Source organism: Methylocystis parvus OBBP, from assembly GCF_027571405.1.
GTDB classification, from domain to species: domain Bacteria; phylum Pseudomonadota; class Alphaproteobacteria; order Rhizobiales; family Beijerinckiaceae; genus Methylocystis; species Methylocystis parva.
The window spans coordinates 628,299-655,144 of record NZ_CP092968.1 but is presented as its reverse complement, the minus strand read 5'-3'; the positions used below and the strand labels follow the sequence as shown (position 1 = coordinate 655,144).

Annotated in this window: 23 protein-coding genes; 10 read left to right on the top strand and 13 right to left on the bottom strand. The window is 64.9% G+C overall.

The genetic code is table 11. The features are described 5' to 3' along the window. Positions 1–32 precede the first annotated feature (32 nt). From MMG94_RS03205 to MMG94_RS03190, 4 genes are all read left to right on the top strand, one after another. Positions 33–971, top strand: a complete 939-nt coding sequence (locus MMG94_RS03205) for a hypothetical protein (RefSeq protein WP_016920513.1) — start codon at positions 33–35, stop codon at positions 969–971. Between the two features lie 266 nt (positions 972–1,237). Then, a complete protein-coding gene (gene ilvD, locus MMG94_RS03200) occupies positions 1,238–3,076 on the top strand; it encodes a dihydroxy-acid dehydratase (protein WP_026016339.1) in 1,839 nt (612 codons plus the stop codon). A gap of 128 nt (positions 3,077–3,204) precedes the next feature. Further along, a complete protein-coding gene (locus MMG94_RS03195) occupies positions 3,205–5,103 on the top strand; it encodes a CHASE3 domain-containing protein (RefSeq protein WP_016920515.1) in 1,899 nt (632 codons plus the stop codon). A gap of 81 nt (positions 5,104–5,184) precedes the next feature. Continuing rightward, entirely contained in the window at positions 5,185–5,943 is a 759-nt protein-coding gene (locus MMG94_RS03190) for a hypothetical protein (protein WP_016920516.1), read from the top strand. Positions 5,944–5,981: 38 nt separating this feature from the next. On the opposite strand, the gene MMG94_RS03185 is transcribed toward MMG94_RS03190, so the two are convergent. From MMG94_RS03185 to MMG94_RS03170, 4 genes are all read right to left on the bottom strand, one after another. Continuing rightward, positions 5,982–6,971, bottom strand: a complete 990-nt coding sequence (locus MMG94_RS03185) for an NAD(P)H-dependent glycerol-3-phosphate dehydrogenase (RefSeq protein ID WP_016920517.1) — start codon at positions 6,969–6,971, stop codon at positions 5,982–5,984. Continuing rightward, positions 6,968–7,516: a phospholipase D-like domain-containing protein gene (locus tag MMG94_RS03180; protein ID WP_016920518.1), complete on the bottom strand. Its 549-nt coding sequence runs from the start codon at positions 7,514–7,516 to the stop codon at positions 6,968–6,970. The genes MMG94_RS03185 and MMG94_RS03180 overlap by 4 nt, the downstream gene beginning before the upstream one ends. A 4-nt stretch (positions 7,517–7,520) precedes the next feature. Then, the gene (gene tsaD / locus MMG94_RS03175; protein WP_016920519.1) at positions 7,521–8,582 is read right to left on the bottom strand and encodes a tRNA (adenosine(37)-N6)-threonylcarbamoyltransferase complex transferase subunit TsaD; all 1,062 of its coding nucleotides are present in this window, start codon (positions 8,580–8,582) and stop codon (positions 7,521–7,523) included. A gap of 192 nt (positions 8,583–8,774) precedes the next feature. Then, positions 8,775–9,548: an SDR family oxidoreductase gene (locus MMG94_RS03170; RefSeq protein ID WP_016920520.1), complete on the bottom strand. Its 774-nt coding sequence runs from the start codon at positions 9,546–9,548 to the stop codon at positions 8,775–8,777. A 336-nt stretch (positions 9,549–9,884) separates the two neighbouring features. Between MMG94_RS03170 and MMG94_RS03165 the strand changes: the two genes are divergently transcribed. Both MMG94_RS03165 and lysM read left to right on the top strand, forming a co-directional pair. Beyond that, positions 9,885–10,562: an outer membrane protein gene (locus MMG94_RS03165; RefSeq protein WP_026016341.1), complete on the top strand. Its 678-nt coding sequence runs from the start codon at positions 9,885–9,887 to the stop codon at positions 10,560–10,562. 103 nt (positions 10,563–10,665) lie between these two features. Further along, a complete protein-coding gene (lysM, locus tag MMG94_RS03160) occupies positions 10,666–11,181 on the top strand; it encodes a peptidoglycan-binding protein LysM (RefSeq protein ID WP_016920522.1) in 516 nt (171 codons plus the stop codon). Positions 11,182–11,285: 104 nt separating this feature from the next. Here the strand turns inward: lysM and MMG94_RS03155 are convergent, their stop codons facing one another. The 5 genes from MMG94_RS03155 to MMG94_RS03135 form a co-directional block, all read right to left on the bottom strand. Further along, a complete protein-coding gene (locus MMG94_RS03155) occupies positions 11,286–11,876 on the bottom strand; it encodes a glutathione S-transferase (RefSeq protein WP_016920523.1) in 591 nt (196 codons plus the stop codon). Between the two features lie 83 nt (positions 11,877–11,959). After that, positions 11,960–12,574 (bottom strand): hypothetical protein, encoded by a 615-nt coding sequence (locus tag MMG94_RS03150; RefSeq protein ID WP_016920524.1) that lies wholly within the window; start codon positions 12,572–12,574, stop codon positions 11,960–11,962. Between the two features lie 204 nt (positions 12,575–12,778). Beyond that, positions 12,779–13,624, bottom strand: a complete 846-nt coding sequence (locus MMG94_RS03145) for a 23S rRNA (adenine(2030)-N(6))-methyltransferase RlmJ (protein ID WP_016920525.1) — start codon at positions 13,622–13,624, stop codon at positions 12,779–12,781. 59 nt (positions 13,625–13,683) lie between these two features. Continuing rightward, a complete protein-coding gene (locus MMG94_RS03140; protein ID WP_016920526.1) occupies positions 13,684–14,478 on the bottom strand; it encodes a ribonuclease T2 family protein in 795 nt (264 codons plus the stop codon). Between the two features lie 30 nt (positions 14,479–14,508). Continuing rightward, complete coding sequence (locus MMG94_RS03135; RefSeq protein ID WP_026016342.1) at positions 14,509–14,970, bottom strand: hypothetical protein; 462 nt, start codon at positions 14,968–14,970, stop codon at positions 14,509–14,511. Between the two features lie 132 nt (positions 14,971–15,102). Between MMG94_RS03135 and MMG94_RS03130 the strand changes: the two genes are divergently transcribed. Then, on the top strand, positions 15,103–16,419 hold the full coding sequence (locus MMG94_RS03130) for an SGNH/GDSL hydrolase family protein (protein ID WP_244415393.1): 1,317 nt from the start codon (positions 15,103–15,105) through the stop codon (positions 16,417–16,419). A 140-nt stretch (positions 16,420–16,559) separates the two neighbouring features. After that, positions 16,560–17,225: a L,D-transpeptidase gene (locus MMG94_RS03125; protein WP_016920529.1), complete on the top strand. Its 666-nt coding sequence runs from the start codon at positions 16,560–16,562 to the stop codon at positions 17,223–17,225. Positions 17,226–17,298: 73 nt separating this feature from the next. On the opposite strand, the gene MMG94_RS03120 is transcribed toward MMG94_RS03125, so the two are convergent. The 3 genes from MMG94_RS03120 to gltB all read right to left on the bottom strand — a co-directional run bounded on the left by MMG94_RS03120 (position 17,299) and on the right by gltB (position 23,985). Beyond that, positions 17,299–17,508 carry a hypothetical protein gene (locus MMG94_RS03120; RefSeq protein WP_016920530.1) on the bottom strand — a complete coding sequence of 70 codons (210 nt, stop codon included), beginning with the start codon at positions 17,506–17,508 and terminating at the stop codon, positions 17,299–17,301. 7 nt (positions 17,509–17,515) lie between these two features. Next, positions 17,516–18,934, bottom strand: a complete 1,419-nt coding sequence (locus tag MMG94_RS03115; RefSeq protein WP_016920531.1) for a glutamate synthase subunit beta — start codon at positions 18,932–18,934, stop codon at positions 17,516–17,518. A gap of 347 nt (positions 18,935–19,281) precedes the next feature. Then, positions 19,282–23,985 (bottom strand): glutamate synthase large subunit, encoded by a 4,704-nt coding sequence (gene gltB / locus MMG94_RS03110; RefSeq protein WP_016920532.1) that lies wholly within the window; start codon positions 23,983–23,985, stop codon positions 19,282–19,284. Between the two features lie 470 nt (positions 23,986–24,455). Here gltB and MMG94_RS03105 point away from each other — a divergent pair, with 470 nt between their 5' ends. Then, positions 24,456–25,664, top strand: a complete 1,209-nt coding sequence (locus tag MMG94_RS03105; RefSeq protein WP_154420059.1) for a hypothetical protein — start codon at positions 24,456–24,458, stop codon at positions 25,662–25,664. Positions 25,665–25,719: 55 nt separating this feature from the next. Here the strand turns inward: MMG94_RS03105 and MMG94_RS03100 are convergent, their stop codons facing one another. Next, the gene (locus MMG94_RS03100) at positions 25,720–26,181 is read right to left on the bottom strand and encodes an Hsp20 family protein (RefSeq protein WP_016920534.1); all 462 of its coding nucleotides are present in this window, start codon (positions 26,179–26,181) and stop codon (positions 25,720–25,722) included. 245 nt (positions 26,182–26,426) lie between these two features. Between MMG94_RS03100 and MMG94_RS03095 the strand changes: the two genes are divergently transcribed. Then, positions 26,427–26,840 (top strand): hypothetical protein, encoded by a 414-nt coding sequence (locus MMG94_RS03095; RefSeq protein ID WP_016920535.1) that lies wholly within the window; start codon positions 26,427–26,429, stop codon positions 26,838–26,840. The last annotated feature ends 6 nt before the right edge of the window (positions 26,841–26,846 follow it).

Genomic DNA, 26,846 nt, shown 5'->3' with positions numbered 1-26,846 from the left:
CATCTTTTCCTGAGCCCTGATGGGAGGATTCGATGCTGAAATTTGCGCCGAACGAAGTCGAAGCCGCCCTCCTTTACCCCGGCCCCTGCCCCGACGTCCCTTTCCCTGACCTTCTCGACCGTCTCAACGCGGCCTTTCGCGGCGGCCTGGAGCCGTTCCGCTACGCGGCCTTCTCGACCGAGGACTCGACCACTTTCGTCGGCTCGGACCTCCTTGTCCTCATTTCGAAGAATGCGCGGCCGCTGAGCCCGGCGGGTTTCGCCGCCAGCCTTGCGTCGCCCTATACGCGCATGACCTTCGAGGCCGCCGAGGCGACTGTCGCGCGGCACAGGTCAAACGTCTCGATCACCGTCTCAAACGACCCGCTCTCGGATGAAACAGGCCGACGCCCCGCAGCGGGGCTAAGAGAGTCGGCGCAGTCGCGCGAAATTTTCGATCGGAAGCTCGAAATCTGCAAATTGCTGGCGCATTTGCTTTGCGAGCGGGCGGAGCCCTCCGCGATCCACTGGCGCCAGTCGGACCAAATCCTGCGGCCGGGGCATTTCAAGGCCCTCGCTGAACTGGCTCCGCTGCCGACGCCGCTCTTCGTCCATCCGCACTTCTTTTCCAGCAACAAAATCGTCGGCGAGAAGCGCGCCATCGGCGCGCGCGGCGTCGGCGCCGAGCACCTCATCAACAGCTCGGTGATCTTCAACGAAACGCCTGCGTCGTACCGCTGGATCTATGAGCGGATCTGCGCCTTCGTCGATCTGACGCGCGCCCGCAAAGGCGGGCTTCTCCCCGATGGCGACGTCTTCGGCGTGGAGGAAAACGAAGTCATCCGCGTGCGCCATGAAGAGCCGACCGAAGCCGATCCGGCGGGCGTCGTCTATCTGACTCTCGAAAGCAGCGACGAGATCGCGCTCGCGCCGCCGCCCGCGTTCCGCGATGCGGGTCATTTCGGCCGACGGCAATTCCGCTTTTATCAGTAAGGCTCAGCCTTCCGGATAAAGCGAAGATAGCGGCGGTTCGATCCCCGGCGGGTCGCGCTTCGGCGCTCTCTTTGGCGCGCGCGGACACGGTTTCGAGGGTGGCGGATTTTAAGAAGGAGGCCACATGGAAGCTGGCGCCCATGTGCGAAACGCCTCGGGGTTCCCGATTTATGATACAATCAGACAGAGGCGCCCGGGCTGTTGCGGGGGCGCGCCGCCTGGGCTATCGCCTGATCAACTTCCTCGCTGCGTAGAAAGCCGTCGCCATGCCTGCTTATCGTTCCCGGACAACCACCCACGGCCGCAATATGGCGGGCGCGCGCGGCCTCTGGCGCGCGACGGGCATGAAGGACGAGGATTTCGGCAAGCCGATCATCGCGGTCGTCAACAGCTTCACGCAATTCGTCCCCGGCCATGTGCATCTGAAGGACCTCGGCCAGCTCGTCGCCCGCGAGATCGAAAAGGCGGGCGGCGTCGCCAAGGAATTCAACACCATCGCGGTCGATGACGGTATCGCCATGGGCCATGACGGGATGCTCTACTCCCTGCCCTCGCGCGAGATCATCGCGGACAGCGTGGAATATATGGTCAACGCCCATTGCGCCGACGCGATGGTCTGCATCTCCAATTGCGACAAGATCACGCCCGGCATGCTGATGGCCGCGCTGCGCCTCAACATCCCCGCGGTCTTCGTCTCCGGCGGCCCCATGGAGGCCGGCAAGGTCGTGCTCGCCGGCAAGGAGCATGCGCTCGACCTCGTTGACGCCATCATCGCCGGGGCCGACGAAAAGGTCGCCGAGAGCGACGTGAAAGCCATCGAGCGCTCCGCCTGCCCGACCTGCGGCTCCTGCTCCGGCATGTTCACCGCGAACAGCATGAACTGCCTCACCGAGGCGCTTGGTCTGTCCCTGCCCGGCAACGGCACGATCGTCGCGACCCATGCCGACCGCAGGCGCCTCTTCGTCGAGGCGGGCCATCTCATCGTCGATCTCGCCCGCCGCTATTACGAGCAGGACGACGAGAGCGTCCTGCCGCGCGCCATCGCGACCTTCGAGGCGTTCGAGAACGCCATCGCGCTCGATATCGCCATGGGCGGCTCGACCAATACCGTCCTACATCTTCTCGCCGCCGCCTATGAGGCCGAGGTGAGCTTCACCATGGCCGACATCGACCGGATGTCGCGCCGCGTGCCCGTGCTCTGCAAGGTCGCTCCTTCCGTGCCGGACGTCCACATGGAGGATGTGCATCGGGCGGGCGGCGTCATCGCCATTCTCGGCGAGCTGCACCGCGCCGGCCTGCTGCATGGCGACCGCCCGACGGTCCACAGCGCGACGCTGGCCGACGCCATCTCGCGCTGGGATGTCGGCGTGACGACGAGCGAGACCGCCAAGGCCTTCTTCATGGCCGCGCCCGGCGGCGTGCCGACGCAGGAGGCTTTCAGCCAGGACCGCCGTTACGAGTCGCTCGACGCCGACCGCGCAAAGGGGGCCATCCGCGACGCCGCCCACGCCTTCTCCAAGGATGGCGGCCTCGCCGTGCTCTTCGGCAATCTCGCGGAGGACGGCTGCATCGTGAAGACGGCCGGCGTTGATGAATCGATCCTGAAATTTTCCGGCCCCGCCCGCGTCTTCGAGAGCCAGGACGCGGCGGTCTCGGGCATCCTCGCGGGCGCGGTTCAGGCGGGCGACGTCGTCGTCATCCGCTACGAGGGTCCGCGGGGCGGCCCCGGCATGCAGGAGATGCTGTATCCGACGAGCTATCTGAAGTCGAAGGGCCTCGGAAAGGCTTGCGCGCTGATCACCGACGGGCGCTTCTCGGGCGGCACGTCGGGTCTTTCCATTGGCCATGTCTCGCCGGAGGCGGCCGAGGGCGGAGTCATTGCGCTCGTCCAGGACGGCGACCGCATCGAAATCGACATCCCCAATAGAAAAATTATGCTTTCCGTTGCTGAGACGGAACTTTCCGCGCGCCGCGCGGTTCAAGCCTCCAAGGGATTCGAGCCGGCAGGCCCGCGCCACCGGAAGGTTTCGACGGCGTTACGCGCTTACGCGGCCATGACGACAAGCGCGGCGCGCGGCGCCGTGCGTGAGATCCCCAAAGGGTGACCCTCAAATCCCGGCGAAGGACGACGCCGGCGCCGCAGCCCGACGATGACTGCTTTGAGGGGCCTGCGACGCTGGCATGCGTCAAGCAAATGCATAAATTCGCCTGATCGGTTTGCTACGGACGGCGCATGGCCGCGACGCGAAAGTTTCTGTCCTTCGAGACGGTCAGCTTGATCGTCGCCTTCGCGATTCTCGCGGCAGCAGGGCTCGTCACCATCCGCACGGAAGAGCATCGCCGCGAAAGCGGCGCGCTCATACGCCATACTCTGGAAATCGAAACCGCTCTGCATCGGCTCAACAGCGAAGTTCGCCGCGCCGAGAGCGAGGAACGCGGCTACGTCATCACCCGCGACGTAAATCTCTCCACCCCCTGGATTGATCTTTCAAAGCGCATAGAATCGCAGCTGCCTGAAATCGAAGCTCTCGTTTCCGACAATCCCCAGCAGGCGGAGCGAATCGCCGCGCTCCAGCCCCTTTTGAAGGAGCGGGTCGAGCTGCTCGACAAAAAACTTGATTTGATGAAAGTCGGCCGTTTTGACGACGCCGCCGAACTGGTGCGCGGCGGTCGCGGCAAGATGCTCATGGATCAGATCGACGCGCTGATAAACGACATGGTCGCGTCCGAGGAAGCCATTTATCGCAGTCGAGACGCGCGTCTATCCGAGGCCACCGATTCTCTTCAGACCGCAATCGGCTCGATGATCGTGCTCCTGACTGGCGTCGCGGTTTTTGCGGTCTTCCTCGCCCAAAGACAGATCAACGCCCTTCGCAAGTCGAGCGAGTCGCTTCGGCTCGCCTATAACGAACTCATCGCCGAGTCGACCAAACGCGGGGCTCTGGAAGCGCAGTTGCGCCAATCGCAAAAGCTCGAGGCGCTCGGGCAACTGGCCGGCGGCATCGCCCACGACTTCAACAATATGCTCGGCGTCATCGTCGCGAGTCTGAACATCTTGCGGCGAAAGCTCCAGAAAAAAGAAGGCGGCGTCGATCAAATGATCGATTCGGCCCTGGACGGGGCCGATCGCGCCGCCAATCTCGTGCGCCGACTGCTCGCCTTCTCGCGCATCCAGCCGCTCAATCCGACGCCCCTCGACGCGAACCGTCTCGTGACCGGCATGTTCGCGATCCTCCATCGGACCCTGGGCGCGCATATCCACTTGGCCACGGCGCTGGGAAAGGATCTCTGGCCGATAAAGGTCGACTCCAACGAACTCGAAAGCGCCATTCTCAATCTTGCGGTCAACGCCCGCGACGCCATGCCGAAAGGCGGCCAGTTGACGATCGAGACGGAGAATGTGGAGTTCGACGAGGATTACGCCTGCGATAATCCGGAGGCGCGCCCCGGACAATATGTTCTGATTTCCGTCTCCGACACGGGAGGCGGCATGCCACCGGAGGTCGTCGCAAAAGCCTTCGATCCTTTCTTCACGACCAAGCCGATCGGCAAAGGCACGGGGCTCGGGCTTTCTCAGGCGCATGGCTTCGTGCGCCAGTCCGGCGGCCATATCAAGATTTACTCGGAACCCAGACACGGAACCTGCATCAAGCTGTATCTCCCGCGATACGCCGAAGAAAACGAAGCGGCCGAACCAGCGCCGCCCGCTCCGGCCCAGGAGGATTTTCCGCGCGGGCGGCCGGAGGAAATCGTTCTCCTCGTCGATGACGACGACGATGCGCGGCGCGTCGCGTCACAGGGCGTTCGCGAACTCGGCTATACGGTGCTGGAGGCCGGGAGCGGCAAGGACGCCTTGCAGATCATTCGCGCCCGCGCGGATATTTCTCTGCTGATAACCGACGTCGCCATGCCGGAGATGGACGGCGCCCGATTGGCGCGCGAAGCCGTGTTCCGCCGCCATTCGCTGCATGTCATGTTCATCAGCGGCTATACCAGCCACGCGATCATGCGGGACGGCATCCTCGATCCGAACGTCAATCTGCTGACGAAGCCTTTCACCCTTGCGCAACTGGCGCGGAAGATCCGAGACACATTGGACGGCAAGGCCACTTTGCCGAGCGGCGTGCATTAGCTTTCCCGACGCTTGCTTTTCCGTCGGACGGGAGCGACGCTCTCCCTTCGATTACGCATTTGCCGGTTCCAGGTGGCGTTCATGGCTGAAGGCGATTTCTACAAGGACAAGGTCGTCACCTTCATTTTCACCAGCGTTCTCGCCGGCATCGTCACCACGAGCTTCACCTATAAGAGCTGGCGCGAGCAGACCCGCCTCGACCTCGCCAAGCGCCGGCTCGATGAGGCCGCCAAGAGCTTCGACCGCGCTTCTCAGCTCATGTCGGCGCGCGTCTTCCATTCCTACCGGCTCGCCAATGGCGCGGATGGCGACGACGACGCGGCCTTTGGGCCGAAGCTCGAGAAATATGACAAGGTCGTGGAGGACTGGAACATCGCCTATCCGGATCTCCTGCAGGACTTTCAATTCGCGCTGGAGATCGACGAGAACGGCCGCGTCAGGGAATTCCACGACATCAACACCAACAGCTTCGAGGAAAAGCTCGACTGCCGGCGCGCCCTCGACAGCTCCAACGGCCCGAAAGAAGCCGACTGGACGAGCCCGACCTGGCGTCTCGCCGCCATGCACTTTTGCTTTATCGCCACAAGGGTGAAGCCGCGCGCGCTGGCCTTGCGGCAAAAGCCTCCGCCGGCGGCGCCACTGGTCAAGGTCTCGGACAAGGCTGCGCCGCCGCCCGCGGAAAACCCCGAGATTCGCAAGAAATACGAAGCGCTCGATCGCGACATCGACGATCTGAAAACTCATGGCGAGGAAGTTCGCATCGCAGGGAAGAAAGCGATCGCAAGGCTGCGCGAAGCGACGGAAACGCGGACCTTCTGGGAGTTCATCAAGAGCTGGTAGCGCGGCGGGCTTCTAAACGGGTTTGCCTCCGCCGTTAGCTAACTCTCCGCCTTCAACGGCCGCATGAGCAGCGCGTCGATCGCGGCGTCGACGCTGAGGCGAGCGGACAGAATTGCGTCCACCGCTTCGGCGATCGGCATCTCCACCCCCGCCGCCTGCGCCATTTCGACAAGCACGCGCGCCGTGAAGGCGCCCTCGGTGAGCTTGCCGCCGGAAGCGTCCTTGACAGCCGCGCCCTGTCCAAGCGCCTGTCCAAAGGCGAAATTGCGGGATTGGGCCGAGCCGCAGGAGAGCACGAGGTCGCCGAGGCCCGAGAGGCCCATCAGCGTCTCATTGCGTGCGCCGAGCGCGCGGCCGAGCCGGGTGAGTTCCGCGAAGCTGCGGGCGATCAGCGCCGCCTGGGCGCTCGCGCCGAGACCCCGGCCAGAAGCCATGCCCGCGGCGATGGCGAAGACGTTCTTCGCGGCCCCGCCGATTTCGACGCCGCGCAGATCGGTCGAGCGATAGAGACGGAAGGTCCTGGTCGAGATTTCCTCGCTGAGCGTCAACGCCAAGGCTTCTTCTTCCGCCGCCACCGTCACCGCCGTGGGCAGCCCCTTGCAGACATCGGCCGCGAAGCTCGGCCCCGAAAGCGCGGCGGGCCGCGCCTGCGGCAACTCTTCGGCGACGATCTCGCTCAGGAAGTGCCGCCGGTCGCGCTCGATGCCCTTGGCGCAGATCACGAAGGCCGCGCCCTCCTCAAGATGCGCGCGCGCCGCTCGCGCGACGGAGCGCAAAGCCTGCGCCGGCACGACCGCCAGCACGATGCGCGCGCGCCTGATGCAGGAAAGATCGCCCGTCGGCGCGACCGCTGCGGCGATCGGCAAGCCCGGCAGATGCTTCCGGTTCTCGCGATCCTTCGCCAAAGCCGCCGCATGGGCCGGCTCATGCGCCCAGAGCGGCACGCGCGCGCGGCCCTGCGCCGCGACATTGGCGAGCGCGACGCCCCAGGCGCCGGCGCCGAGAACTGCAAGAGTTTCGCGCGTCATCTCGTCCCGATCCGCTGATTGTCGGAGCGCGCCCAGAGACGCTCGAACGTCTCACGGAAGCGCGCCGCCGCCTGCGGACTTTCTATAACGATCAGATCGTTGTCCTGATAGACTTCTCCCGACACCGAAAAATTCGCCGAGCCCGTGCGCAGCGTGCGGCCGTCGACCTGATAGGATTTCAGATGCATCAGGTCTCTCGCGCGCGCCTTGCGGCGCACGTCGAGATTGGGCGCGTCCGCGATGTCGACGATGGGCGAGCCCCGTCCCGTCTCCTCGCCGTCGAGATAGACCCGGACCTTCACGCCGCGCATGGCGGCCCGGCCGAGCGCCGCGACAAGGGCGCGGTCGGTGAGAACATAAGCCGCCATGTCGATTGCGTGACGCGCCCCGTTTATGAGCCGCGCATCCACGGTCTCGAAACCGTCGCCCGGACCGTAGAAGATTTGCACGCCCGTATAGAGCGGCTCCTGAGACAGGGGCCCCGCCGCCCGCGGCTCCGGCGCCAGCAGCATCGCCGCCAGCGCCGCGAGAAAGGTTCGGCGCAAACGCCTACGCCTTGCCGTGATGGGTTCCGCTGGCGGTCGCGTCTAGCGGCCAGCGCGGCCGCGGCGCAAAGTCGAGATCGTCGGTGAAGCCGCGCTTGAGGCGCTCCAGCCCCGCCCAGGCGATGATGGCGCCATTGTCGGAGCAGAGATTGCCGGGCGGCGAGACGAAGCGCAGGCCGCTCTCGGCGCAAAGCCGCGTGAGCGCGCGCCGGATCGGTCCATTGGCGCCGACGCCGCCGCCGATCACGAGTCCGCTCGGGCGCCCCTCGCCTTCCGTGAAAAGCTTGATGCCGCCGCGCACGCGATCGATCATGATGTCGACGATCGCCGCCTGGAAGGACGCGGCGAGGTCCTTCACGTCCTTTTCGCTCGGCGCGCCGAGCTTGAGGACTTCGAGACGCACCGCCGTCTTCAGGCCGGAGAGCGAGAAATCCGCCCCGCCGCGTCCGACCATGGGCCGAGGCAGATCGAAGCGATGGGGATCGCCTTCCTGCGCGAGCTTCTCGATCTGCGGGCCGCCCGGATAAGGCAGGCCCAGCATCTTGGCGACCTTGTCGAAAGCTTCGCCGGCCGCGTCGTCCACAGTGGAGCCGAGCCGGCGGTAATCGCCGACGCCCCGCACGGCCACGAGCTGCGTATGCCCCCCCGAGACGAGGAGCGCGAGATAGGGAAAATCGAGATGATCGGTGAGCCGCGCCGTCAGCGCATGCGCCTCGAGGTGATTGACGGCGATGAAGGGCTTGCCGGAGGCCAGCGCCAGCCCCTTGGCGGCGGTGAGGCCGACCAGCACGCCGCCGATGAGGCCCGGCCCGGCGGCTGCGGCGATGGCGTCGATGTCGGCGAGATCCACCCTGGCGTTGGCGAGGGCGCGGGCGATCAGCCGGTCCAGCACGTCGATATGCGCGCGCGCGGCGATCTCCGGCACGACGCCGCCATAGGCCGCGTGTTGCGCGATCTGGCTCAGGACCTCGTTGGAGAGAATGTCGCCGCCATCCATGCCGAGGCGGTCCGACACGACGGCGGCCGCCGTCTCGTCGCAGGTGGTTTCGATGCCCAGTACGCGCATTTACGCTCCTTGAGGCGCGAAACGCGCCTTTTGACGCCCGGAAGCAATACGGCGCCCCCGGCTAACTGACCGCAACTCTTCGATCTTTTAATCGATAACCTTAATTATCGCTTAAGTCGCCCGACGCGAAGGCGGACGCCAGGGCTTTCGCTCCTGCGCGCGCCATACCGGCCTCGAATTCGTGACGGGCGCCTATTCGACGCCCACATCCGGCGTCCGCCATGCGAGATGCTGTCCCGCATCGACGGCGATCATCTGCCCGGTGACGCTCTTCGCCTTGCTCAGATAGATCACCGCATCCACGACGCCTGAGATTTCCGCCGCGTGGCCGAGCGGGACGCCGCGCGTCTCGATTTCGAAATCCTTCTCGCCCAAGGCTTCATTGGGAAAAACCGGACCGGGGCCGACGGCGTTGACGCGAATATGCGGGGCGTAAGCCTGCGCCATTGTGCGGGTCGCCGTCCAGAGCGCGGATTTGGATAGGGTGTAGCTGAAATAGCGCGGCGTGAGCCGCCAAACGCGCTGGTCGATAATGTTGACGACGGCCCCTTGCATGCCGTCCGGCAAAGCGGCGGCGAAGTCCCGCGCGAGGATCAGCGGCGCGCGCAGATTGACCGCCATGTGCCGTTCATAGCTCTCGACCGTGAAATCCCGCGCCGCGTCGACTTCGAAGATCGACGCGTTGTTGACGAGAAGCGTAAGAGGACCAAAAGCGCGCGCCGCGAAATCGACAAGTCTTTCGACTTCGTCGCCATTGGCGAGGTCGGCGACGGCGACGCCGGCCCGGCCCCCGTGCTGGCGAATGGCCTGCGCCGCGAGTTCAGCCTCCTCCGCCGAGCGCTGCGAGGCGTGCAGCACTACGGGGCGGCCCTCGCGCGCCAGCCGGCCGGCGACGGCGAGCCCGATGCGCCGCGCCGCGCCCGTCACCAAAACCGGGCCGACCAGATTATCGCTCGCATCCGTCATCGCCGCTTCGCTCCGTCGCGGGGGATTCACACGGCGCGTCCGCCGGGTCAACGCCATCAAGACGCCGCCTCAACGAAACATTAGCCAACATGTTCTGCTTTCTACGCGAATTTTACGCGAACCCTTAACCCCTGAGGCGAGGAGAGACGCGCTCGGTCGCGAAGGGCCGCGGTTTCGCCAAAAACAATATTGCCGCGCCTGTTTTCGGCCACGCTTCGCCGCATCGCGCGGCAAGGAAGCATTAAGCTGAACGATTTCATTTCATCGCATCGACAAGCGGAAAAAATCCCGCGTCGAGACATGCCGCGCTTCTTTGGCGGCCATGGGAGTAACGACATGAAACTCAGCCGCGCCCTTCTCTGCGCTCCCCTCCTCTTCGCGACGACCGCCGCGCCCGCCGCCGATCTCCCGCACGGTTCAGGTCCGCCGCCCGTCGATTACATTGCGCCGCCGCCCGCCTTCTCCTGGGGCGGTTTCTATGCGGGCGTGCAGGGCGGCGTCGGATTCGCTTCTTTCACGAATGATGGAAGCCGGCTCATCGGCGATCCGACCGGCGGGCTGGTCGGCGTGACGGGCGGTTTCAACTATATGGTCGCGCCGCAGTTTCTGATCGGCGCGGAGGCGGATTTCTCCTTCACGGGCATAAGCGCGACCACCACGCCCTTCTGGAACGCCGTCGCCAAGGGAGAGATGGACGATCTTCTCACCGTGCGGGCGCGCGCGGGCTACGCCGTGACCGACCGCGCTCTGATCTTCGTGACCGGCGGCTTCGCGGCGAGCAAGAACACGCTGCAGATCGCGCAGGGGCCGTTCTACGGCATTCAAGCCAGCTTTCAGCCCGGATGGGCGCTCGGCGCGGGCGTCGAATATATGATCACGCAGAGCATTTCGGCGAAGGGCGAATATATGTTCACCTCGACGGGCTCGGGCCGCTATTTCGACCTCTCGCCTTACGCTTTGGATGCGGGGGTGAATATGTCGGCCGTCAGGGGCGGCGTGAATTTCCATTTCTGACGCCAATGACGAAAGGCCCTGTTAGAACGCCTGCGGGCGCCTAATATAAGGAGCGGCTGAACGCGGATATCCGCCGAGCAGCGTCTTGGTCAGGAGGCTTTTCATGGGCATTTTCGACTTCTTCAAAGGCAAGAGCAAAGCCGCCCCGGCGCCCGCCGGCGCGACAGATACCTCGGCCGCCCCGGCCGATGCGCTGATAAAGGAATTGCAGGCCCATGGCTTCGACGTGTCCACCGTGGACATCGAGGTCGACGGCGGCAAGGTCACGCTAAACGGGGCGGTGAACTCGCGCGCCGAGATGGAAAAGATCGTGCTCGCGGTCGGCAACACCAAAGGCGTGGCGCAAGTCGAAAACAATCTCATTGCGCCCGACGCCGACCCGGAGGCGCCTTCCGGCGTCTATATCGTGAAGGAAGGCGATACGCTGTGGAAGATCGCGGAGGCGAGCTATGGCGACGGCAAGCGCTACGAGGAAATCTTCGAAGCCAACAAGCCGATGCTGAAGCATCCCGACAAGATCTATCCCGGCCAACGCCTGCGCATCCCGGGCGGGACCGGCCCGGCTGTCGCCGACGCGGCCATATGGGCGCCGCCGGCGGAGATCGCCAAGAAGGCGTGACGCTCAAATAGTTTGATTCAATATCGGCCTCTCCCTCCGGGACGCGAGCTTCGCTCGCCCTCGGGGTGGAGCCGCTTTATTTTCACAATGGCGGAGCGCCGTTTCTACGCCTTCGTCGCCTCGAAAGCCGGAATCTTCGCCTCGAAGTCGGCAAGCCACGCTTTCAGCTTGGGATGGCCCGCCCGCCAGACGCCGTCAAATCGCAGATCGAGATAGCCGAGCGCGCAAGCGACGGCGATGTGGCCGATATCGACCGGCCCGGCGGGCGGCTCCGCGTCAAGCGAGGCGAGCGCGCGGTCGATCTTGCCCTGCTGCAGGTCGATCGTATCCTGGTCGCGTCGTTCCGGCGGCCGCATCGCCGTTTCGTATCGAATGAGCAGCGCGGCGTCGTTGATCCCGTCGCCCAGCGCCTGCATGCGCAGCGCGTCGAAGCGGTGCGGCGCCGCCGGGATCAGCTTGCCGCCGCCGAGATGGTCGAGATAGTCGGCGATGACCCGGCTGTCATAGAGCGCCGAGCCGTCGTCCAAAATCAGCGTCGGGATCTTGCCGAGCGGGTTCTGGCCGCGCAGGGAGTCGTTTGGATCGGTCGTGCTCGCCGCAACGACCTCGATGCGGTCCGAGAGCCCCAGAAGCTCCGCCGCAATGCGAATCTTGCGCGCATAGGGAGAGGCGGCTGAATAACGGAGAATCATCATCGGCGGCCTTCCTTCGTCGCGGGCTTTCTGCGAGGCAACGCATATTGCGCCGCACGCGCGACATCAAGGTCCGTCGAAATAAGCTAGTGGCTCGCCTGGCTCACGACCTGCGGCTCAGCCTCTTTGTCTTCGAGAACGAGCGGCGTGCGGCCCGCCTGCATCGTATGTTCGAGCGATTGCAGGGCGTTGCGCGTCTGAGTCGGTAGTTTCGCATGGCCGATTCCGACGAAATCGGAAGCGTTGTGCGGACAGGCGGCGCGGCCCTTGAAGACGAGAATGCCGTCCGTCGTCACCACGCTGTCGCCCGCGCGCAGCGTGCCGTCATGCAGCCGCACCTCGGCATTGGCCGGATCCTCGCGCGCGGGAAGGCCGGTCGCGCAGAAGACGGTCTTCTGAGCCTTTGTTCCGCCGGAGCCCTCTTTGCCGGCGGCTTCCTGCGTCCCGCCCTTGCGAAAAGCCGCGCGCCGGCGCTCCGACTGATTGCTGCGAATTGAGAAGGAGACGCCGCCCGTGGAGCGCATGGCGCGACCGCTCGGAGCGGCGCGCGCCGGCGCCGGAGATTCGCTCGCGCCGCCGCCGAAGAGATCATCGAGAAAATCGGCCTCGGCCGTCGTCGCCGTCACCGACAGCGCGATCGCCGAAAACAAGGTGATGACGCTCAAGCTCTTATACTGACAGAATAATTTTTTCGCTTTCATTTCCTTGCCTCCCCAATACCGCCTGTATCCGCCGCTGATACAGTAAAGACGAGTCGCAAATGCAATCCAAAGCCATGAGCGGTTAAGTCCCGGTCGCTCCGCTTCACAGCATTTGTTTGCATTTGTCTAGATAGGTCAGCGGGAAAAAACGCGCCGAGCGCTGGCGCACAATCCAACTGGCGCCTGGGCGATCCAGACGTCGCCCTATTCCCCGGTCAACCAGTAGGTCTCGAATCCGGCTCCCTCGCTTTGTGCGAGGCGAGGCGCCAGAAAGCTCAGTATCTTGCGCGCCTCCTCTTCGAAAACGAAGGGGGGATTGACGACGACGAGGCCCGTCCGCCTCAGACCTTCGCCGCCGCGAGCGACCGCAAGCGACAGCCGCAAGACGCGCTTCACGCCCTCGGCTTCAAAACGGATGAGGAACTTGCTCTCCGCGGCGGCGTCTTTTGATGGATGCCACAAGGCGTAGACGCCGGTCGGCCATTTCCGGTAAGCGGCGAGAAAGGCGGCGAACATCGCGTTGAATTCGTCCGTGCGCTCGAAAGGCGGATCGATGAGAACGAGCCCCCGCCGCTCCTTGGGCGGCGCATAGGCGCCGAGCCCTGTATATCCGTCTATGTGGATTGTCTTGACGCGCGCGTCGCGGCCGAAGCGGTAGCGCAGCGCCACGAAGGCGTCGGGACGCAACTCGCAGAAAATCGCGCGGTCCTGTTCGCGCATCAACCGCGCCGCGATCAAGGGCGAGCCCGGATAGAGCGCCGGACGCGCATCGGCGCCAAAATCGCCGACGCAATCGAGATAAGGCGCGAGCAGCGCGCGCATCTCCGCATCGGCGTCCGAAAGGTCGGCGAGGCGGCCGATTCCGCCTTTCCATTCCATCGTCCGTCCCGCCTCTTCGGAGGCGAGATCATAGGCGCCCTCCCCCGCATGAGTGTCGATCACGCGAAAAGGCGCGTCCTTACGAGACAGATAAACCAGCAGGCGCGCGAGCAGCGCATGCTTGAAGACGTCGGCGAAATTGCCGGCGTGGAAGGCGTGGCGATAATTCATGACGCCCTATCGCACGCCCCGTCATTTCGGCGAAAGCGGGAACTGGAGAGAGCGCGGCCTTATAGCGGCGCCGGCACGGAAATCTCGCGCTGGCGGCAGCCGCGCTGGACGATCTCGGGACAGGCGCGGAACTCGCGCAAATCCTTCGACAGGCAGATGCGCACTTCCTCCAGCATATTGCGGCGGCAGGCCACCGCCATCATGCCTGGACGCAGGCGCGGATTGGCGTCGTAAAAGGCGCGCTCCACGTCGATCGGCGTGAAGGTCTGATCGCGCGTCGGCCTCACGAAAAGCGCCGGAATCGCGACCGCTTCCCGCGCGCGAAAGATGTCGGCGAAATAATCGCTCGGGCTTTTGCCCGAACATGTGCCGTGCTTGCGCCATTCGTAACGCGCGAGCCTTTCGTCCGGGAACAGGCCGTTCACGCGTTCGAGCGCGATGCGCGACGGGCTGCGCGGCCCATCGCAATCGCTGGGAAACCCGTGATCATATTGCGGCCAGAGGCCGTGCACCACGAAGCCGAGGCCCCTTCCCGGCTCGCATTGGTCGCGCGCGCCGCCGACGCTGTCGCAAAATCCCGGCGACCAGCTCAAGGCGAGCACATAGAAATCGAAATCCCTGGACGGCGCATTAGCGCTGAAGCCGCCGCCGGAAGGCGCGCGCCCCTCGCTCTTGCTTTCGCGCCCGGCGTCCGGCGCGGGCGGCGGCTGCGGCGAGGGATTTTTGGGCGGCAGGCGGTCGGCGCAATGATCGAGAATGCAGTCGTCGTCCCTGGCCTGCGTCGGCGCGCAACAAAAAATGATAGAGAAAATGGCGGTCGCGCGGATGGCGGCGCTCAATGGATTGCCAAACATGAAAGGTCCTTTTGCCTCGGGCGGCCGGGCTCAAGGTCCGGCGGCGCGGCAATTCGGACTGAAGGCATGGTTGCGGTCAAGCCCTACGACGCACCATGTGACGCCCGAGCCAAGGCCGATGAAGCCGAGCGCTTCGCCGACATTGTAAACGACACGGCGCCGACGCCCGTCGTCAAACATCGCTTCAGCCTGACAAAAACGGCGCGGTATGTAGGTCGCTCCATTGGTGCGGTAGCCGGTTTCCGCCACGCTTTCATAATTTACGATGGCGAGGCCGGAATTCCAGTATTGCACCTCGCGCCAGGCGAAGGTGTCGGTGATTTCCCTGAGGACGCCCGGATCGGCGCAAGACGGAATCGCGCCGGAATAAGGCAGATACCGATATTCGGCGGGCGGATCATATTCCCGCTGCGCAGCCGAAACGTCCGATGCGGCCCCGTTCGCCAAAAGAACGACGGCCGTAACAATGCTGGCCCCAGCCGATATGCGCATGCGTTCCCCCTCTCCGAGTCGGAGCAGATTGGGCGCAAAAGGCGCACGCGCGTCAAGCTGCGATTTGCGCAGAGAGCGGCCAAGCGCCATATTGGGATCATGTCAAACGACCGCAAAGCTAAGGCTTTTCCATTGAGCCGCGCGCTCGCTTTGCTTCTGCTTGCGCTGTGCGGCCTGCTCGCCTTCGCGCCGCCATCCTTCGCGCAGGACCCTTTCGCGGATTTCTTCGGCGGGCTCTTCGGCGGCGGCGGCAAACGCGCGCCCGTCACGCGGCCGGAGGAGCCCTCGCGCGTCCGCCGCATCATGCCGCATCAGGAAAACCGTCCGCCGACCTACTGGCGTGGCGGCGAGGCCGCGCGCAGCGCAGCGCCGAAGCGCGCCGTCAGGCGTAGCGTCGAGCCCAGCCCCGGCGGCGGCGCGGAACCTACCCAGGAACGCAAAGAGACGGAGGTCGCCGCGAATTATTTCGTCGCCGTGATGGGGGACACGCTCGGGATTTTGCTTGCGAACGGGCTCGAGGAGACTTTCGCGGACAAGCCCGAGATCGGCGTCCTTCGCAAAAGCAAGGAAAGCTCCGGCCTGGTCCGCGACGATTTCTACGATTGGCAGAAGGCCGCCAGGGAGATCGCAAACGGGCAGCAGAAGGTCGACGTCGCGGTCGTCATGATCGGCTCGAACGACCGCCAGGCCCTGCGGCAGGGCGGCGAAAGCTCGGAGCCCTTCTCTCCGCGCTGGCGAGAAATTTACGTCGCGCGCATCGACGCCTTCCTCGCGACGTTCCACGAAAAGAAGATCCCGGTGATCTGGGTCGGCCTCCCTGTCATGAAGAATGAAAACTTCTCGGCCGACATGGGGAAGCTCGACGAGATTTTTCGCGAACGGGTCGAGAAGAGCGGCGGCGTCTATGTCGATCTCTGGGACGCGCTCGCCGACGAGAAAGGGCAGTTCAGCGCCTTCGGTCCCGACGTCAACGGCCAGATCGTGAAATTGCGCACGGCCGACGGCGTTCATCTCACCGACGCCGGCGCGCTGAGCGTCGCGCATTTCGTCGCAAACGAAATCAAGAAACTCTACGAGAGCCGGAAGCCCGCGCCGCCCCAGCAGACGCAGCCTACGGCCGCCGCGCCGCCATCGGGTCCGCAACTGCCGGGGCAGACGTCGACGGCGCCGGCCAATCCCGCCGCGCCGCTCGTCTTCCGATCGCCGGTAAAGCCGTCGACGACGGCGGCCCCCACCCTCCCTGACCGGCCGGCCATCGGTCCCGTCCAGAGTTTGACGGCCTCTCCAGTCGCATCCGGCGCCTCGGAACTCGCGCGGCGCGCGCCCTCCTCTCCGCCCGCGAGCGGGGACGCTCAGGCGCTCGCGCATCATGTCTTCATCGAGGGCGGCGAGCCGCCGCCGCGGCCCAACCGCGCCGACGATGACAGCTGGCGGCCGGCGGTTCACTGACGCCGTTCATAACCCTTAAGGCCCACGACGATTTTACGGCGAAGATTTTTGCCGGCCGTTGACCAACGTGCGATGGCGCACGGAACCAATCGCCCGACTTCCGCATTGTTCCTCCCAGCAGCGTTCTGGGAGCCGCAAAAATGTCTCATTTCAAAATTCGCCTTTTCATGGCCGCCGCTTTCGCCCTGACGGCCGGAGCCTATGCGACGGGAGCGTCGGCGGAAGAGAGCGGCTTCATGGCCCTGTTCGAGGAAGCGACGCCAGCCGACGCGCAGGATTACAGCGCGACTTACGGCGGCGGGCAGCAGGTTTCCTACGGCCAGCAGGACGAGACCCGCCTGCAGCGCGATTACCCGGCGACGACCCGCGAGATGGTCTCCGATCCGACCCGCGAAGCGCCCGGCACCATCACCGTCGATACGGAAGGGCGTTATCTCTACCTCTCCATGGCGAATGGCAGGGCGATGCGTTACGGCATCGGCGTCGGCCGCGACGGCTTCACCTGGAAGGGCCGCGTCCATATCGGCCGCAAGGAAGCCTGGCCGGATTGGACGCCGCCGAAGGATATGCTGAAGCGCCGTCCCGACCTGCCGCGCCACATGGCCGGCGGCGAGGAGAACCCGCTCGGCGCGCGCGCCATGTATCTCTATTCCGGCGGCAAGGACACGATGTTCCGCATTCACGGCTCGAACGAGCCCTGGACGATCGGACAGGCCGTCTCCTCTGGCTGCATCCGCATGACGAATGACGACGTCACCGATCTCTTCAGCCGCGTGAAGGTCGGCACGGCGGTGGTCGTTCTTTAAGGAACGTCCTCTTCCTCCCCAAACTAAAAAAGCCCCGGGCGAACCGGGGCTTTTTCTTGTTGAGAGACTGCGCCTATTCGAGGTTGCAGTTGAAGACGAAATTGGTGAGCGCCGAGAAGGTCACCTGGATGACGACCCAGGTCCCAATCAGGATCCAGCCAAGTTTCTTCTTCTCGCGACCATAGAGGAAGGCGCCGGCGAGCGGCAGCAGCAGAAAGAAGAATTGCCAGGGCTGACTGACGAAGGTGTCGCAGTACCAAAGGTTCAATTTCTCGTCGACCATAGTTTCCTCACCTTGGCAGATTTGTTTCGCCCAATAGGTGCAGGTCGACCGCATGGGCGCATTGGCGTCCCTCGCGAATGGCCCACACGACGAGCGATTGTCCGCGCCGCATGTCTCCGCACGCGAATACTTTCTCGCGCGACGTCTTATAGGCCCGCATGTCCGCCACGACATTGCCGCGATTGTCCAGCTCGACGCCAATCTGTTCGAGCAGGCCTTCCTTGATCGGCGAGACAAAGCCCATGGCGAGCAGGACGAGGTCAGCCTTTAGAATGAAGCTGCTGTCCGGGACTTCCTGCATCTTGCCGTCGACCTTGACGCAGCGAAGGCCTTTCACGATCCCGCCCTCGCCGACGAACTCCTTTGTCAGGACGGAGAATTTCCGGTCCGACCCCTCCTGATGAGACGAGGAGGTGCGCAGCTTCAGCGGCCAGTCCGGCCAGGTGAGCAGCTTGTTTTCCAACTCAGGCGGCTGCGGCATGATTTCGAGCTGCGTGACCGACAATGCGCCATGGCGCACCGACGTGCCGATGCAGTCGGAGCCCGTGTCGCCGCCGCCGATCACGACCACATGCTTGCCGGTCGCAAAGATCGGCTCGTTCGTGTTGAGCGGTTCGCCCGAAACGCGGCGGTTCTGCTGCGGCAGGAAGTCCATCGCGAAATAGACCCCGCGCAGCTCGCGGCCCGGGATCGGCAGATCGCGCGGCTGCTCCGCGCCGCCGGCCAGGATCACGGCGTCATGGCTCGCGACGAGGTCGCGGACGTTCATGTCGACGCCGACATTCACATTGTAATGGAAAACGGCGCCCTCGGCCTCCATCTGCGCGACGCGGCGGTCGATCAGATGCTTCTCCATCTTGAAGTCCGGGATGCCGTAGCGCAGCAGGCCGCCCGCCTTGGCGTGCTTCTCATAGACATGGACGTCGTGGCCGGCGCGCGCGAGCTGTTGCGCGGCGGCGAGGCCGCCGGGGCCCGAACCGACGATCGCGACGCGGCGGCCGGTCTTGCGCTTGGGCGGCTCGGGGACCACCCACCCTTCCGAAAAGCCGCGGTCGACGATCGAGCATTCGATCGTCTTGATGGTGACGGGCTGGTCTTGAAGGTTGAGCGTGCAGGAGGCCTCGCAGGGCGCCGGGCAGACGCGCCCGGTGAATTCCGGGAAATTGTTGGTCGAGTGCAGATTGGCGAGCGCGCGCCGCCATTCGCCGTGATAGACGAGGTCATTCCAGTCCGGGATCTGGTTATTGACCGGGCAGCCATTGTGGCAGAACGGAATGCCGCAATCCATACAGCGCGACGCCTGGCTCTTGGTCGCCTCTTCCGTGAGCGGAATGACGAATTCGTCGTAATGGCGAATGCGATCCGCCGCCGGCTTGTATTTGCGGTCCTGACGGTCGATTTCGAGAAAGCCCGTGACCTTGCCCATATTGCTTCCCAACCTTTCGCATCGGGCGCCAGCCGGGAGCGAGCCCGCCGACAATCGCCGCCACTGCGCGACTTTGCAAAAGTTCTAAACGCTTTCGCCCCAGCCCCGTCAAGCGCGTCCCGCCCGGCGCAGGGCGATCGGGCGAACAACCAGCTCGGGCGGCGAGCCCGCCCCATACCTCCCCTTTACGGGGAGGTCGGCGGTCGAAGACCGCCAGGTGGGGTTCGCGCCGCCCTAACGTTGATGGGGTTTTACCCCACCCGACCCCGCTTCGCGGGGCCACCCTCCCCGTAAAGGGGAGGGATTTGCTCGTGCACAGCGTTCACCCGACGCCTGCCCCGCCAATCTTACTCGCCCGCCGCCTTCAGCCGTCCCGGCTGGGCCTTCTTCTGCATCTCGGTCAGCGCGCGGCGATATTCGATCGGCATGACCTTGCGGAATTTGCCGCGATAGGTCTCCCAGTCGTCAAGGATCTGGCGCGCGCGGGTCGAGCCTGTGTAGCGCAGATGCCGTTCGATCAGCTGGCGCAGGCGCTCGGCGTCGAAACGGGTCATGTCCGACATCACGTCGACCTTGCCATGCGTCTCGAGATCGCCGGACTGATGGTAGGTCTCGGTCATCGCCGTCTCTTCCGCGCCCACGGGTTCGAGATCGACCATGGCGAGGTTGCAGCGCGTCGAAAAATTATCGTCCTCGTCGAGCACATAGGCGATGCCGCCCGACATGCCGGCCGCGAAATTGCGGCCCGTCTGGCCGAGCACCACCACCACGCCGCCGGTCATATATTCGCAGCCATGGTCGCCCACGCCCTCGACGACGGCGACGGCGCCCGAGTTGCGCACCGCGAAGCGCTCGCCCGCGACGCCGCGGAAATAGCACTCGCCCGCAATGGCGCCGTAAAGCACCGTGTTGCCGACGATGATCGAATTCGACGGATCGATCTTCTGCGCATTACGGGAGGGATAGACGATCAGCTTGCCGCCCGAGAGGCCCTTGCCGACATAGTCGTTGGCCTCGCCCTCGAGCTGCAGCGTGACGCCGCGCGCGACGAAGGCGCCGAAACTCTGGCCCGCCGTGCCGACGGCGCGAATGCTGATCGTATCTTCCGGAAGGCCGACATGGCCGTAAATGCGCGCCACCTCGCCCGAGAGCATCGCGCCCATCGTGCGGTTGACGTTGATGACCTCCGTCTCGATCGACACTTTCGCGCCGCGATCGAGCGCGGGTCGCGCCTGTTCGATAAGCTTGTTGTCCAGCACCTTGTCGAGGCCGTGATCCTGCGACTGGCTGTGTCGGATCGCGGCGCCCTCGCCTTCCGGCTTGTGGAACAGCTTTGAGAAATCGAGGCCCTGCGCCTTCCAGTGAGCGATGGCCTTGGTCTTGTCGAGCATCTGCATCTGGCCGACGAGCTCGTCGAAGCTGCGATAGCCCATCTGCGCCATCAGCTCGCGCACTTCCTCGGCGACGAAGAAGAAGAAGTTGATGACATGCTCGGGCTGGCCGGAGAAACGCTTGCGCAGCACCGGGTCCTGCGTCGCGACGCCGACGGGGCACGTGTTGAGATGGCACTTGCGCATCATGATGCAGCCGGCGGCGATGAGCGGCGCCGTCGAGAAACCGAACTCATCGGCGCCCAGCAGCGCGCCGATGATGACGTCGCGGCCCGTACGCAGGCCACCGTCGACCTGCACGGCGATACGCGAACGCAGATTGTTCAGCACCAGCGTCTGATGCGTCTCGGCGAGGCCGATTTCCCAGGGCGAACCCGCATGCTTGATCGAGGTCAGCGGCGAAGCGCCCGTGCCGCCGTCATAGCCCGAGATCGTGACATGATCGGCGCGACCCTTCGAGACGCCGGCGGCGACCGTGCCGACGCCGACCTCCGAAACGAGCTTCACCGAGACGCCCGCCTTCGGGTTCACATTCTTCAAATCGAAGATGAGCTGCGCGAGATCCTCGATCGAGTAGATGTCGTGATGCGGCGGCGGCGAGATGAGGCCGACGCCCGGCGTCGAATGGCGCACCTTGGCGATGACCGCGTCGACCTTGTCGCCGGGCAACTGGCCGCCTTCGCCGGGCTTCGCGCCCTGCGCCATCTTGATCTGGATCATATCGCCATTGACGAGATATTCCGTCGTCACGCCGAAGCGGCCCGAAGCCACCTGCTTGATCGCGCTGCGCTCGCTGTCGCCGTTCGGCAGCGGCCTGAAGCGCTCGGGCTGCTCGCCGCCCTCGCCCGTATTCGACTTGCCGCCGATGCGGTTCATCGCAATGGCGAGCGTCGTGTGCGCTTCGCGCGAGATCGAGCCGAAGGACATGGCGCCCGTCGCGAATCGCTTCACGATCTCCGTCGCGGACTCGACTTCCTCCAGCGGCGCGGGCTTGCGGCCGTCTTCTTCGGCGGTCTTGATGCGGAACAGGCCGCGCAGATTGAGCAGGCGCTCATCCTGCTCGTTCAGCGCCCTGGCGAAAGCGCGATATTGGTCTTGAGCATTGCCGCGCACCGCGTGCTGAAGCAGCGACACGGTCTGCGGCGTCCAGCTATGCGCCTCGCCGCGGATGCGGAAGGCGTAGTCGCCGCCGACGTCGAGCGCGTCGCGGTAGACGGGCGCGTCGCCGAAGGCGAGACGGTGACGGCGCACGGTCTCCTTGGCGATCTCGTCGAGACCGACGCCTTCGACGCGCGTCGTCGTGCCCGTGAAGAACTCATCCACGAAGCTCTGCGCGAGTCCCACCGCGTCGAAGATCTGCGCGCCGCAATAGGACTGATAGGTCGAGATGCCCATCTTGGACATGACCTTCAGCAGGCCCTTGCCGAGCGCCTTGATGTAGCGCTTGATCGCCGTATCGGCGTCGACATCCTTGGGGAATTCGGAGACCGACGCTTCGAGCGTGTCGAAGGCGAGATAGGGATTGATCGCCTCCGCGCCATAGCCCGCGAGACAGGCGAAGTGATGCACCTCGCGCGCCTCGGCGGTTTCGACGACGAGGCCGACCGAGGTGCGCAGCCCCTTGCGGATGAGGTGGTGATGCACCGCCGCCGTCGCGAGCAGCGCGGGAATCGGAATGCGGTCCGGTCCCACCATGCGGTCGGACAGGATGATGATGTTGTATTTGCCGTTGACCGCGTCCTCGGCGCGCTGGCACAGGCGCTGGATCGCGTCGCGCATGCCCGCCGCACCCTTGCTCGAATCGTAGGAGATTTCGAGCGTCTTGGTGTCGAAGCTGTCCTCGACCATGCCGATCCAGCGGATCTTCTCGAGATCCTCATTGGCGAGGATCGGCTGGCGCACCTCGAGCCGCTTCTTGTTGGCCGAACCCTCATGGTCGAGAATGTTCGGGCGCGGGCCGATGAAGGACACGAGGCTCATGACCAGCTCTTCGCGGATCGGATCGATCGGCGGATTGGTCACCTGCGCGAAGTTCTGCTTGAAATAGGTGTAGAGCAGCTTCTCCTTGTCGGAGAGCGGCGAGACGGGCGTGTCCGTGCCCATGGAGCCGACGGCCTCCTGGCCGGTGACGGCCATGGGGAACATCAGCGTGTAGAGGTCTTCCTCGGTGTAGCCGAAAGCCTGCTGGCGATCGAGCAAGCCCACATCGGCGCGCGCCGGGCGCGATTCGACGGGCTTCAGCTCCTCAAGCTGAATCTGCGTGCGCGCCAGCCACTCCTTATAGGGGTGCGAGAGCGACAGCTCCTTCTTGATCTCGTCGTCAGAGATGATGCGTCCCTGCTCCAGATCGACGAGCAGCATCTTGCCCGGCTGCAGGCGCCACTTGGCGACGATCTTCTCCTGCGGAATGGGCAGCACGCCCATTTCCGACGCCATCACCACGAGACCGTCCTCGGTGACGAGATAACGCGCGGGGCGCAGGCCGTTGCGGTCGAGCGTCGCGCCGATCTGGCGCCCGTCGGTGAAGGCCATGGCGGCGGGGCCGTCCCACGGCTCCATCAGCGCGGCGTGGTGCTCGTAGAAGGCGCGGCGGTCCTCGTCCATCAACGGATTGCCGGCCCAGGCTTCGGGGATGAGCATCATCACCGCATGGGCGAGCGAATAGCCGCCGCGCACGAGGAATTCGAGCGCATTGTCGAAACAGGCCGTGTCGGACTGGCCCTCATAGGAGATCGGCCAGATCTTGCTGATATTGTCGCCAAAGAGCGGCGACGATACAGACGCCTGACGCGCGGCCATCCAGTTGAGGTTGCCGCGAAGCGTGTTGATCTCGCCGTTATGCGCGACGAAGCGATAGGGATGCGCGAGGCGCCAGGACGGGAAGGTGTTCGTCGCGAAGCGCTGATGCACCAGCGCGATCGCCGAGACGAAACGCGCGTCCTTGAGGTCGAGGAAATACTCGCCGAGCTGCGAGACGAGGACCATGCCCTTATAGACGATGGTGCGCGTCGAGACGGAGACCGAATAAAATTCGCGTCCGCCATTGCCGATCGCGTAAATTTCATTCGAGGCCGACTTGCGCGCGAGATAGACGCGGCGCTCGAAATCGTCGTGATCCTTCACGTCGGGACCGCGGCCGATGAAGAGCTGCATATGATGCGGCTCGACGGCCTTCACGGCTTCGCCGAGGTCGCTCGAATCCACCGGCAGATCGCGCCAGCCGAGGACGACGACGCCCTCGTCCTTCATCTGTTCTTCGAGAATGGCTTTCGCCTTGGCGCGCACCTCCGGCTCGCGCGGCATGAAGAACTGTCCGATGGCGTATTCGCCCGCCGCCGGCAGCTCGAAGCCGAGCTTCGCGCATTCCGACTTGAAGAAATCATGCGGAATCTGGACGAGAATGCCGCAACCGTCGCCGAGTTTCGGGTCCGCGCCGACGGCGCCGCGATGATCGAGATTGAGAAGGATCTGCAGACCCATCTCGACAATGGCGTGCGACTTGGCGTTGTGCATGTTGGCGACGAAGCCGACGCCGCAGGAGTCATGCTCTTTCGACGGATCGTAAAGCCCCTGCGCGGCCGGCAGGGCGGGATCGCGCCCGATGGCGATCTCCTGGCCGAGGGCCTTCGGCACGGCCTTATTATCAACGACCTTCGTCATGGCGGCGTCTCCCCGACGTGGCGCGGCGCATCTTTTCGTTGCCGTCGTCCCGTCACTTCCTCGTTCAATAAAGCTGCATAGAGCAAGATAGACGCGGAAAGAAGCGCGCTTGCGCGTCCCCGCCCCTGCTTGCGATCGGCCGATTGACCGGCCGCCCGATTGCGCCCGTCCCGGTCGGGCCGCCGCGCCGTCAGGCAAAAGGCGCGCCAGACCTCATTCTTCGTCAGTCATTTGGCCCGAGCCGCCGGATTTACGGGCGGCGCGTTTGGGGAAAGGCGACTGGCGACAGGCGAGCGGCGGCGAAAGGTCAGCAAGACTGACATATCGACGCCAACGATAGTTGCCAGATTTATGCCCCGGTGACAAGCAACCGCCCAAGAAGAAGGCGGTTCCATCCGCTTGTCCAAAGCTCGCCGCAATCGGGGCGAAGATGGTAAAACGATTGGGGCCGTATCTTAAGGATAGCGATCATGTCTTCTGCTTGGCGGAACTGGCGAACCAAGCTGGCGTTCGGACTGGCGCTTGCGTCCATGGCCGGCGACGCCGCGATGGCGCAGTTCTATTTCAGGCCCTTCGCCTACTCCTATCGCTACGAACTGCCGCCCGACGACGACGATTTCGACGGCCCGCGCTACGCATCGCGGCGCTCGGTCGCGCGCATTCTGTCGCGCGAGGGATTTCAGCTCGTCGGCCCGCTCGGCCGTCGGGGCGATCAGATCGTCGCGACGGGCGTCAGCCGCCGCGAGGGCGAGACGCGCTTCTTCATCGATCCCTTTGAAGGCGTGATTCTGCACGCCGTCAGCCTGGGAAGTCCGCCGCCGGTCGAGCGGCAGGCGCGCCGGGACGACGATTTCATCCCCCAGCTCGGCGGGTCGCATCCGGTGGTGAAAGAGATCGGCCGCGACCGCGCCTCGCCGCAGGAAGATACGCGCGCGCCCGACCGCACGCGGCGCGCAGCCCGTCCGGCGCCTGAAGAGCCGGCGGCCGAGCCGGTCAGACCTCTTCGCAGGGAGGCGGCCCGGCCCGCGCCTCAATTGACCGAGCCGACGGCGCGCCCTTCGAGCCCCACGCCCATCGCTGCGCCCGCGTCCAAGGCCGCGCCCAGGACGCCCGTGAAGCCGGTAGAAACCGCCAAGCCGGCGGAGCCGCAAAACAAGCCGGCGGAGCCGCCGAAGCCGATCGAATGGGCGAAGCCCGCGGAAATTGCGAAACCTGCCGAAGCCGCGAAGGCTGTGGAGCCGCCCAAAGCGGCGGAACCGTCAAAGCCCGCCGAAGCGTCGAGGGTCCCCGAGAAGCCGAGGCCGATCGCCGAGAAGGCCGACGCCGCAAAGCCCGTCGAAACGGCGAAAACGCCGGCGACGGCCAGACTGGCGGAGCCGAAAAAGCCAGTAGACGCCAAGCGCGAACCGACCGCCAAGGCCGAACCGACCGCCAAGACCGAACCGACTGCCAAGCCGGCGCCCGTGACCCACGCCGCGAAGTCGCCGGAAGCGCCGGCGCCCGCGCCCGCTCCGCGTACGACCGCCGCTCGCTCAACCGGCGGATCGCATCGCGCAATCGTCCCGCCGAAAGCGTCGGAGGGCGTGACCGTCGTGACGCCTTCGACGCCCGCAACCTCGACCGCCCACGCCCCCGCAGGCGGGAAGACGCCGCAAAGCGTGGCGATGCCGAAGGAATAAAAAACAAAAAGAGGCGCCCGAACGGGCGCCTCTCGCATCTCGCGCGTTTGAATTTTTACGCGGCTTTCGACTCCACGACCTGCGGAGCGGCTGAGCCGCCGATCTCGATGCGGCGCGGTTTCTGCGCCTCGGGAATCTCGCGGACGAGATCGACATGCAGCAGACCATTGACAAGGCTCGCGCCCGTCACGACGACGTGGTCGGCGAGTTGGAATCGACGCTCGAAAGCGCGTGCGGCGATGCCCTGATGAAGCATCTCGCGACCCGCCGACGGCTGCGATTGCTCTTTCGAGCCCTTGATCGACAGCGCGTTCTCTTTCGTCTCGATCGTCAGCTCATCGCGGGCGAACCCCGCGACCGCGAGCGTAACGCGATAGGCGTTCTCGCCGGTCCGCTCGATATTGTAAGGCGGATAGGTGGAGGCGGAATCGACGCCGCCCGCCTGATCGAGAAGGTTGAAGAGACGATCGAAGCCCACGGTCTGACGATAGAGGGGCGAAAGATCGAAGTGACGCATGACATATCCTCCATGAGAAGCGACATGCGGCGCGCTGCATAACGCGCCGCGCCTTTCCGCGCGTCCTGTATGGCCCGCGCTGAGTACGAGGTGGGAAACGCCTTTGCGGATTTCAAGAGGGTCGCCGCGCACGCCGCTTGCCTAAAATCAAATCAAGTTGCTCAAAGAGCACACTTCAAGCATATCAATCGTCTCGGTGACTTTGTCGCATGCTGAGCAGCGCGCGTAGCTGCTAGCTTGGCTTCATGCGGAATCGAGGGGGCCATATTTTCAGCGCGAAGACGCGCGGCGTCGGATTCGCCAGTTGGGCGCGAAGCGCCCTTGCGCTGGCGATGGCGCTGTTCTTTGTCGCGCAGGGGCCGGCGCTTCATGCGCAGGGCGCGCGCTCGCATAGCGGCGCGGCCCTCGGCCAGAAATGCAAAGCAGCCGGCGTCGCGGCGCCGGGCGGCGAAACCCGCGCGCCCGCGACTCGAGTTACGAATGATTGCGAGGCCTGTCTCGCCTGCGTCTTCGGATCGATCGTCGACGCGCGCCCCGGCTTCCTTGCGCCGCCGGTTCGCGCAGGCGAGATCGCCATTGTTTTCCCGCGTCGCTTCACGGCGCCCGCCGCACGATGGCGCGCCGCGCATCCGGCGCGCGCGCCGCCGCTTTTCTCCTGATCCCCT

Bases quoted from the DNA above. Each gene is read 5' to 3' on its own strand.
- MMG94_RS03205 (WP_016920513.1), top strand. From the start codon at position 33: ATGCTGAAATTTGCGCCGAACGAAGTCGAAGCCGCCCTCCTTTACCCC.
- ilvD (WP_026016339.1), top strand. From the start codon at position 1,238: ATGCCTGCTTATCGTTCCCGGACAACCACCCACGGCCGCAATATGGCG.
- MMG94_RS03195 (WP_016920515.1), top strand. From the start codon at position 3,205: ATGGCCGCGACGCGAAAGTTTCTGTCCTTCGAGACGGTCAGCTTGATC.
- MMG94_RS03190 (WP_016920516.1), top strand. From the start codon at position 5,185: ATGGCTGAAGGCGATTTCTACAAGGACAAGGTCGTCACCTTCATTTTC.
- MMG94_RS03185 (WP_016920517.1), bottom strand. From the start codon at position 6,971: ATGACGCGCGAAACTCTTGCAGTTCTCGGCGCCGGCGCCTGGGGCGTC.
- tsaD (WP_016920519.1), bottom strand. From the start codon at position 8,582: ATGCGCGTACTGGGCATCGAAACCACCTGCGACGAGACGGCGGCCGCC.
- MMG94_RS03170 (WP_016920520.1), bottom strand. From the start codon at position 9,548: ATGACGGATGCGAGCGATAATCTGGTCGGCCCGGTTTTGGTGACGGGC.
- MMG94_RS03165 (WP_026016341.1), top strand. From the start codon at position 9,885: ATGAAACTCAGCCGCGCCCTTCTCTGCGCTCCCCTCCTCTTCGCGACG.
- lysM (WP_016920522.1), top strand. From the start codon at position 10,666: ATGGGCATTTTCGACTTCTTCAAAGGCAAGAGCAAAGCCGCCCCGGCG.
- MMG94_RS03155 (WP_016920523.1), bottom strand. From the start codon at position 11,876: ATGATGATTCTCCGTTATTCAGCCGCCTCTCCCTATGCGCGCAAGATT.
- MMG94_RS03150 (WP_016920524.1), bottom strand. From the start codon at position 12,574: ATGAAAGCGAAAAAATTATTCTGTCAGTATAAGAGCTTGAGCGTCATC.
- MMG94_RS03145 (WP_016920525.1), bottom strand. From the start codon at position 13,624: ATGAATTATCGCCACGCCTTCCACGCCGGCAATTTCGCCGACGTCTTC.
- MMG94_RS03140 (WP_016920526.1), bottom strand. From the start codon at position 14,478: ATGTTTGGCAATCCATTGAGCGCCGCCATCCGCGCGACCGCCATTTTC.
- MMG94_RS03135 (WP_026016342.1), bottom strand. From the start codon at position 14,970: ATGCGCATATCGGCTGGGGCCAGCATTGTTACGGCCGTCGTTCTTTTG.
- MMG94_RS03125 (WP_016920529.1), top strand. From the start codon at position 16,560: ATGTCTCATTTCAAAATTCGCCTTTTCATGGCCGCCGCTTTCGCCCTG.
- MMG94_RS03120 (WP_016920530.1), bottom strand. From the start codon at position 17,508: ATGGTCGACGAGAAATTGAACCTTTGGTACTGCGACACCTTCGTCAGT.
- MMG94_RS03115 (WP_016920531.1), bottom strand. From the start codon at position 18,934: ATGGGCAAGGTCACGGGCTTTCTCGAAATCGACCGTCAGGACCGCAAA.
- gltB (WP_016920532.1), bottom strand. From the start codon at position 23,985: ATGACGAAGGTCGTTGATAATAAGGCCGTGCCGAAGGCCCTCGGCCAG.
- MMG94_RS03105 (WP_154420059.1), top strand. From the start codon at position 24,456: ATGTCTTCTGCTTGGCGGAACTGGCGAACCAAGCTGGCGTTCGGACTG.
- MMG94_RS03100 (WP_016920534.1), bottom strand. From the start codon at position 26,181: ATGCGTCACTTCGATCTTTCGCCCCTCTATCGTCAGACCGTGGGCTTC.
- MMG94_RS03095 (WP_016920535.1), top strand. From the start codon at position 26,427: ATGCGGAATCGAGGGGGCCATATTTTCAGCGCGAAGACGCGCGGCGTC.